The organism is Pseudomonas sp. SDO52101_S400 (assembly GCF_054071635.1).
The window spans coordinates 1-1496 of sequence record NZ_JBSVWF010000134.1 but is presented as its reverse complement, the minus strand read 5'-3'; the positions used below and the strand labels follow the sequence as shown (position 1 = coordinate 1496).

Genomic DNA, 1496 nt, shown 5'->3' with positions numbered 1-1496 from the left:
ATCCAGCAGAGGCCCCGTAACAGTCGCGGAAATAAATACCGTTTATCGCCACTGTCAGATCTGACAGTAGGCAACTCCCCTGTGGATAGCGCCTGATCTGCATTGACGGTGCAAGCAACAGATGCCGGCACCCTTCGTGAAATCAGGAGCGTCCCCATGGCCACCGAACCGGATGATCAAACGTTACTTGTTGGCGAGGAAATCAATCTCTACGCGCCGCAATTGCCCGACGCCAAGGATGACGTGGCAGATGCGGATTATGGTATTGCGATCCGTTTTTATGACGAGAAGCCTCGGGGGGCAAAGGTCATTGTTCCAGCCTTGCTGGGCCAGCAGCCCAACATGACGGTGTTCCTGAATTTGAACGGTGTGGAGAAAATTACCAGCGAACAGACCGAGAACGCGACGTCGCCGACGACGCTGCATATTCCCCACAACCTGCTGCGTGCAGACCGGCTCAATACGCTCAATTACACAGTCCAGCGTCTTGACAGTCCGGATGAAACTTACGAACCACCCGTGACCATCAAATACAACAAAATCCGTCCAGGTATTGAAGACGAGAACAACGGGGACGAAGGGCATTCCAGGCTTCATCTCATCCTGCCTCAAGACGTGATTGAGGACGGTGTCGATGCCGACCGCGCGGCGCAGGGTGTTCAGGCTTACTGCCAGTACCCGTATTGCCGGCCATTCGACAAAATCTCGCTGCACTGCAACGGCCATGTAATAACTCATGTGGTCCATCCGGATGAGGCGCCCCCCACGCCCACCGACGAGCCGACCGCCATCGGGATACGGCTCGATCAAGCCTTTTTCGAAGCCGCTGGCGACAGTCTGCAATCCGTCTTTTACTTTACGGTCGAGGACGAACTCACCAACGGGGCGGACCCGACCTCGCCCTGGTCGAAACCGATCCGTGTGGTGATTGACCTGAAGGGAACCCGTTTGGCCGCCCCCAACCTTGCCGAAGATCCGAACGATCCCCACGACGATCCGGACACCATCGACTGGAATAAGCTTGGCGCTCGGGATCTGACGGTCGAGGTGCATGTTTTTGATCCGGTCTGGAAAATCAACGACAAAGTAAAGGTGAAGTACACAGCGACGCCAAGTACCGGGAGCGTGGTCGAACATGAGACTGAGGTTACGGTCACAAGACTTCCTTTTACCCAACCTTTGATGATTCCCAACGCCAAGGTCATTGCCGATAGCAGGGTCAAGGTGCTTTATGAGCAGGTCCGGGGAGGCGTTGTTACTGCAACCTCAAAAAATGCCCGGGCATTGGTTATTCAGAAGCCCGTAATTACTTCGATAAAGAACTCGTTCAACAAGGAGTTGGTGAGTGGCGGGACTGTTTCCGACAATAAAGTCATGCTGTCGGGTTCTGCTTTGAAGGGGCTGGTGTTGCAAATTCTTGTTGGGGGCGCGGTCAAAGATGAAGTCACAGTCGGAACGGATTACAAGTGGCAAAGCAAGTTCATATCGATAGCGGT

The 1496-nt window shown here is 54.3% G+C and carries 1 protein-coding gene; it reads left to right on the top strand.

Going from position 1 to position 1496, the window contains the following annotated elements:
* Positions 1-156: 156 nt before the first annotated feature.
* On the top strand, positions 157-1496 hold a 1340-nt coding region (locus tag ACW9HX_RS29035; RefSeq protein WP_457383209.1), incomplete at its 3' end, for an Ig-like domain-containing protein.